Source organism: Dehalococcoidia bacterium (genome assembly GCA_028711995.1).
In the GTDB taxonomy this organism is placed as follows: domain Bacteria; phylum Chloroflexota; class Dehalococcoidia; order SZUA-161; family SpSt-899; genus JAQTRE01.
The window spans coordinates 1-4,883 of sequence record JAQTRE010000177.1 but is presented as its reverse complement, the minus strand read 5'-3'; the positions used below and the strand labels follow the sequence as shown (position 1 = coordinate 4,883).

At 50.4% G+C, this 4,883-nt stretch carries 5 protein-coding genes; 1 reads left to right on the top strand and 4 read right to left on the bottom strand.

All coding sequences use genetic code 11. The features are described from left to right. Positions 1–272: 272 nt before the first annotated feature. Positions 273–455: a helix-turn-helix transcriptional regulator gene (locus PHV74_14890; GenBank protein MDD5095642.1), complete on the top strand. Its 183-nt coding sequence runs from the start codon at positions 273–275 to the stop codon at positions 453–455. A gap of 584 nt (positions 456–1,039) precedes the next feature. Here PHV74_14890 and PHV74_14885 read toward each other — a convergent pair. From PHV74_14885 to PHV74_14870, 4 genes are all read right to left on the bottom strand, one after another. Further along, positions 1,040–1,996 carry a two-component regulator propeller domain-containing protein gene (locus tag PHV74_14885; protein MDD5095641.1) on the bottom strand — a complete coding sequence of 319 codons (957 nt, stop codon included), beginning with the start codon at positions 1,994–1,996 and terminating at the stop codon, positions 1,040–1,042. A gap of 549 nt (positions 1,997–2,545) precedes the next feature. Further along, positions 2,546–3,565, bottom strand: a complete 1,020-nt coding sequence (locus PHV74_14880) for an RHS repeat-associated core domain-containing protein (GenBank protein ID MDD5095640.1) — start codon at positions 3,563–3,565, stop codon at positions 2,546–2,548. Positions 3,566–3,851: 286 nt separating this feature from the next. Continuing rightward, a complete protein-coding gene (locus PHV74_14875; protein MDD5095639.1) occupies positions 3,852–4,190 on the bottom strand; it encodes a HigA family addiction module antitoxin in 339 nt (112 codons plus the stop codon). 22 nt (positions 4,191–4,212) lie between these two features. Then, complete coding sequence (locus PHV74_14870) at positions 4,213–4,497, bottom strand: type II toxin-antitoxin system RelE/ParE family toxin (protein MDD5095638.1); 285 nt, start codon at positions 4,495–4,497, stop codon at positions 4,213–4,215. Positions 4,498–4,883: the final 386 nt, after the last annotated feature.

Below are 4,883 nucleotides of genomic sequence, written 5' to 3'. Positions count from 1 at the left end.
CCAAGCCATCCTGCTCCAAATGTTACAACTACACCTCCCGCAGCGAATGAAAATTCAAAAAATGTAGTGCCAACTTTACGTTCTGGACAACCCATTCCTAGATTCAAAACTGCGGAAGTTGGGCTAAATATCAGTCCAGTTATGATTATTTACGAGTCTATTATCAATCTTATATGAGACTATTATACTACTACTATTGTATCAATGGTTTCAATGTTATATTGGGCTGATTATGGTATGATTCCGGTAGCACAGAGGATGAAGAGGTTACAATGGCAACGCTCAAGGAACTTCGCGAGGAAAATGCGTTGAGTCAGGCAGACCTTGCCGCACTGGCCAAGGTGGCGAAGTCAACAATCGTCAGTATTGAGAACAGACACCACAAACCGAACTTCAAGACCCGCCGCAAACTTGCCGAGGCCCTGAAACTGAAGCCAAGGGAAATTGAATTCTAGGGATTCGCTGAATGGTTGGTCACAGGGATCGTCCGATTAAATCAAATCCGGATGATCTTCCTCTTTTCCAGTGGAGGTAAATAACTGAAGCCACTGCTCGCCAAACCTACAAGGCCAACTGAGGCTGCCGTCCTTCACGCTCTGAATATGTCCCCACTACGGTGCTGTGTCCTGGAAGCGCACTATGCCGCATAGTAGCGCTCCACCAAAGGCTCGGCGGAACGGAAGGAAAACCGCAGAGCTCGCGGAGCACACAGAGAAGTAGTTTATTTTCCCCTCCGCGCTCTCTGCGTCCTCTGCGGTGAATCTCGTTCCCCGCCTCGGGCCACAGCAGCCTTACCATAAAATGTTTTATGGCTAAGTGGGGCCATGAGGATTCAAGGTGGACGGAGGGACGGCAGCGGGTAAAGAACAGAAGCTGGGATAACCCCATCCTCTGCCTTCCACCAGTGGACGAATTGTGGCAACTATCGTCCCTCAAGATGACTTGTGCCACATAGATACCCACGCCTTTACAGGCGTGGTACTTGCGGGTTCAAGCGGAGCTTGTCCTGCTTCGCAGGAATCGGCTCTCACCCCCGCCTTCACAGGCGGGGAACTCCCGCTTGATTAGAACCATCGTACCAACTTGCTCCAGGATCAGTGCCAACCCAGATATGGCCCTCAGCATCCTCTACAATACCACGGACATCGTTGTCTCTCAGGCCATCTTTCTTGGTGAACAATCGCCACGTGGTTCCATCGTAGCGCTTCACCCCGCCTTCAGTACCAAACCAGAGATTGCCCTTGCTATCCTGGAAAATGACGTGAATTCTATCGCTTGCAGAGCTCCCGTTAGAGATGGTTGTCCAAGCAGTCCCATCGTACAGAGTTATTCCCCACCATGTTCCAATCCACAGGTTCCCCCAAATATCGCAGAGAACAGCGTTTACTTCCAACTCATTGCGGGGCAAGCCCGACCAATCGGTAAAAACCTGCCAATTCTTTCCATCGTAGCGGGTCACTCCACCTACTGTGCCAAACCACATATTGCCCTCTTCGTCCTGGGTGATCGCCATTACATCCCTGCTGGCTAAACCATCCTTTTCGGTGAAGGTTTGCCAGTGTGTGCCATCGTACCGGCTCAAGCCGCCAAATGTGCCAAACCAAAGATTGCCACTGCCATCCTGGAAAATGGCCTTGACGTTGTTCTGCGCCAGGCCGTCTTTCTCAGCGAAGGTTTTCCAGTTAGTGCCATCGTAGCGGCTTATGCCACCTCCAGCACCAACCCAGAGGTTTCCTAGGCGGTCACAAAAAACAGTGTTTATGAGGTTATCAGGTAGGCCGTCCTTTCGATCAAAAGTTTGCCAGTTGGTCCCATCGTAACGGAATACCCCCTTCCCCCAAGTTCCGAACCAGAGGTTGCCTTGGTTGTCCCGAGCAATAGTGGTAATCCGGTCGTTGCCCAGGATTTGTTGCTTACCGTCACAACCAGCGGTAGTCATGAATGAGACAATGAGCAATATCAAAAGGATTCCCGGCACAAGCCTATTTTCCCCCATATACTTTTTCCCCCAGTGCAAATAAGAGTTATTATGCGGGGTGATTCCCCATCCGAGAGAGTATACAATTGAAAACTATTCCAATTTCGATCAGATACAATCATCTAGGACCCGGAATGGATTCTCTTACATGCCCACTTGATACATCCCGAATTTCTAAGCACGTCAGCATGAGCTTTTTGCCATCCCCAAAGTCCTTTAGAGGCTTGCGCTGAGCCGGAAGGTAGAGTATCACCCCATCCCCTTATTGCAGTAGAAGAGACTACGTCAAGCGACTTCTGATACCAGGCGCGTTTATCCATGGCGTGAGTGTAGTCACCCCATCCACTCAATCTCACTCCATAGACAGGGCTCTTCTTGTTATATATAAGGCCCAGCTTGATATTCGGGTTGGTCTCCTTCAGAATACCCGGCAGTCCTTCCAGGGCTTTCCAGTCATAGGAGCAAGCCGATGCGAGGCATCCCTGTCTGAGCATCCCCTGTGGGCGGTTCGAAGAGCAGAACGGTGTCAATGGCATTCAGCGCCGAACTGCCTCTGATGTTGAATAACTATGTTCCAACAGCCGCAGCACCCTCACTGAATCCGATGAGCTTTACATTTGTTAATCCTTTGTCTGAGATCATGCCGCTTATAGCATCAGCTCGTGTTTCTACGCTTCCTGTGTCGAATTGCCAGTAAACCGGCTCCCAATTGGCGCCTTGGGTCAGAGAAGCGAGGTCCCCGTTATCATCATAAGTCGCATCATATACACCCAGCCCAACCAACAAGGTTAAGTATTCCCCCATAGTTTCTAATGTATCCTGACCTGAACCCGTTGCGATTACATAATCTAGGCCAGTAGGGTCTGTGTATACCAACGGATTGTTGAGGCAGTAGCTATACCGGTTCAAACTCTGAGGATTGGCCATGTCGGGCACAAGTGAATCCGGGCTGATGAACCTCCCTATAGTCGCATCATAGAATCTGGCCCCGTAATAGTAAAGCCCGGTCTGGTCAAGCCGCTGGCCGGTGAAGAGCTTGTCGGTATCCAGCGGAGCGGTGCTGCTTCGGGTTCCGCCGAAGGGGAAGTATTTCACCGTGTCGACGACTGTCCCGGAGCTGTTGGAAGTGACGCTGGTGTTCCCCAAGTGGTCGGCCAGCGATCGAAGAAAGACAACCATCAGCAACGCTTGTGACCGTTCGCTGGTGATCTTTGGGGTTTCCTCTTCCAGATCCTCAACCTTATTGAAGGCGATTAGCATGAAGTAGTTGGCAGTCTCGAAGAAATGGTTGACATCCGAGCTGTCAAAATAGGCGGATGTCTCGGGGATCATATGCCCTGTGCGGCACATTTCATTGCATACGGCCTCCATGCCTTGTGTGCTCCACAATTCAACGAGTTTGGCATAGGTGGATCGTGCTTTCTCAGACAGTTTGAGCGCAGCCTCCAGGCAGGCCAACGCGTAGGGAAGTAGACTCTCTTCGCCCGTATCCGGATCTGTCGGCCAGTAGCGAGATGAATTCCCCAGCCACGATGTCCCCACTGGCTGGCCCATCTTTAAGTCCTTCTTCTGCCATCGCATTTTCATCTGAATTCAATCTCCAACCTGTCATTACCGGAGAACAGATAGATCGCCTTGACGATCTCCTGCAACCTTGCCTTCTGCATCCGAATATCGAGAGTATTGAAGTCTTCAAAAAAGGATTGAATTTACACGGGGACTCGCTCCACCGTATCGGTCTTGGCCTTGGCCTCCGCCATGATGGCGGTTAAGGTGTCTACCTCGGCCTTCAGTTGGGTGATCTCTTCCCGCCTGACCTGAGAGTGTAGACCGTCAGCTAAAATGGGACAAAAAGGGATAAAGAAACCAATGGCTATACAGTAACCAAGGTCGATCTCCGCCCATTATATACCGCATCCGTCCCGTCAGGTCTCTTAACCCGGATGGCCGGCCTTTCATCATCCATCAGTTCGAGATCATAATCTCTCTGGAGGTTCAGCCAGAACTCTGTTGAGTTCCCAAAGTACAGCCCCAGCCGAACGGCGGTCCTTGGGGTTATGGAACGCTTTCCGTGAATGATCTGACTGACTTGAGTTTGAGGAACGCCAATATCCTTAGCCAGTTTGTATGGCGATATCCCCATCGGCGCCAAGAATTCCTCAGTCAGTATCTCTCCGGGGTGGATAGCAGGGAGTCTCTCTTCTTCTATCATAGATTCACCATTTCTTGTCAAATCAGTGGTAATCGGTTATCTCAACATCATAAGCATCGGTCTGACGCCAGGTGAAACATATTCGCCACTGGTCATTTATCCGTATGCTGTGCTGACCTTTCCGCTCCTTCTTCAGGGCCTCCAACTGGTTTCCGGGAGGTATCTTCAAATCATTCAGAGTTTTGGCGGCATTGAGTATTCGGAGCTTCTTGCGAGCCCTTTCTTGAATATCTCGCGGGAGTTTCTTCGACACTCGTCGGAAGCGATAGAGCGCTTCCGTTTCCTTATCACTGAATGACCGTATCACTAACTGCGATACTATCACATCGGGATAGTATCGTCAAGGGTTAATACCGCGATGGGAAATCCCAACGGCGACGTTTACTGTGGACTATGGTTCAGGCTTCTGAATGACGAGCTGGAAGTTGGTCTGACCATCGGAGCGATTGCTCCAGGGCGTTTGGCAGGTGCATTTCGCTTCCAATGGCAAATACCGCCTATGGTATTATTAGTCAACATCAGAGAGGACCCGGACCCGACGGCAAACCGTGTCGGCTTCAAAATTCGGAGGCCGTTTAAGAATAGGGGTTAAGAATACCCTGAAAGAAGTTGACACGGTTTTTGAAACCGACGTTTTGACTTTCAAGTGACATTCTCATAGGTTAAGCCCTCGGTTTTGAGGGTTTGAGCACT

Coding starts and splice junctions, on each gene's coding strand:
- PHV74_14890 (MDD5095642.1), top strand. CDS start 273: ATGGCAACGCTCAAGGAACTTCGCGAGGAAAATGCGTTGAGTCAGGCA.
- PHV74_14885 (MDD5095641.1), bottom strand. CDS start 1,996: ATGGGGGAAAATAGGCTTGTGCCGGGAATCCTTTTGATATTGCTCATT.
- PHV74_14875 (MDD5095639.1), bottom strand. CDS start 4,190: ATGATAGAAGAAGAGAGACTCCCTGCTATCCACCCCGGAGAGATACTG.
- PHV74_14880 (MDD5095640.1), bottom strand. CDS start 3,565: ATGAAAATGCGATGGCAGAAGAAGGACTTAAAGATGGGCCAGCCAGTG.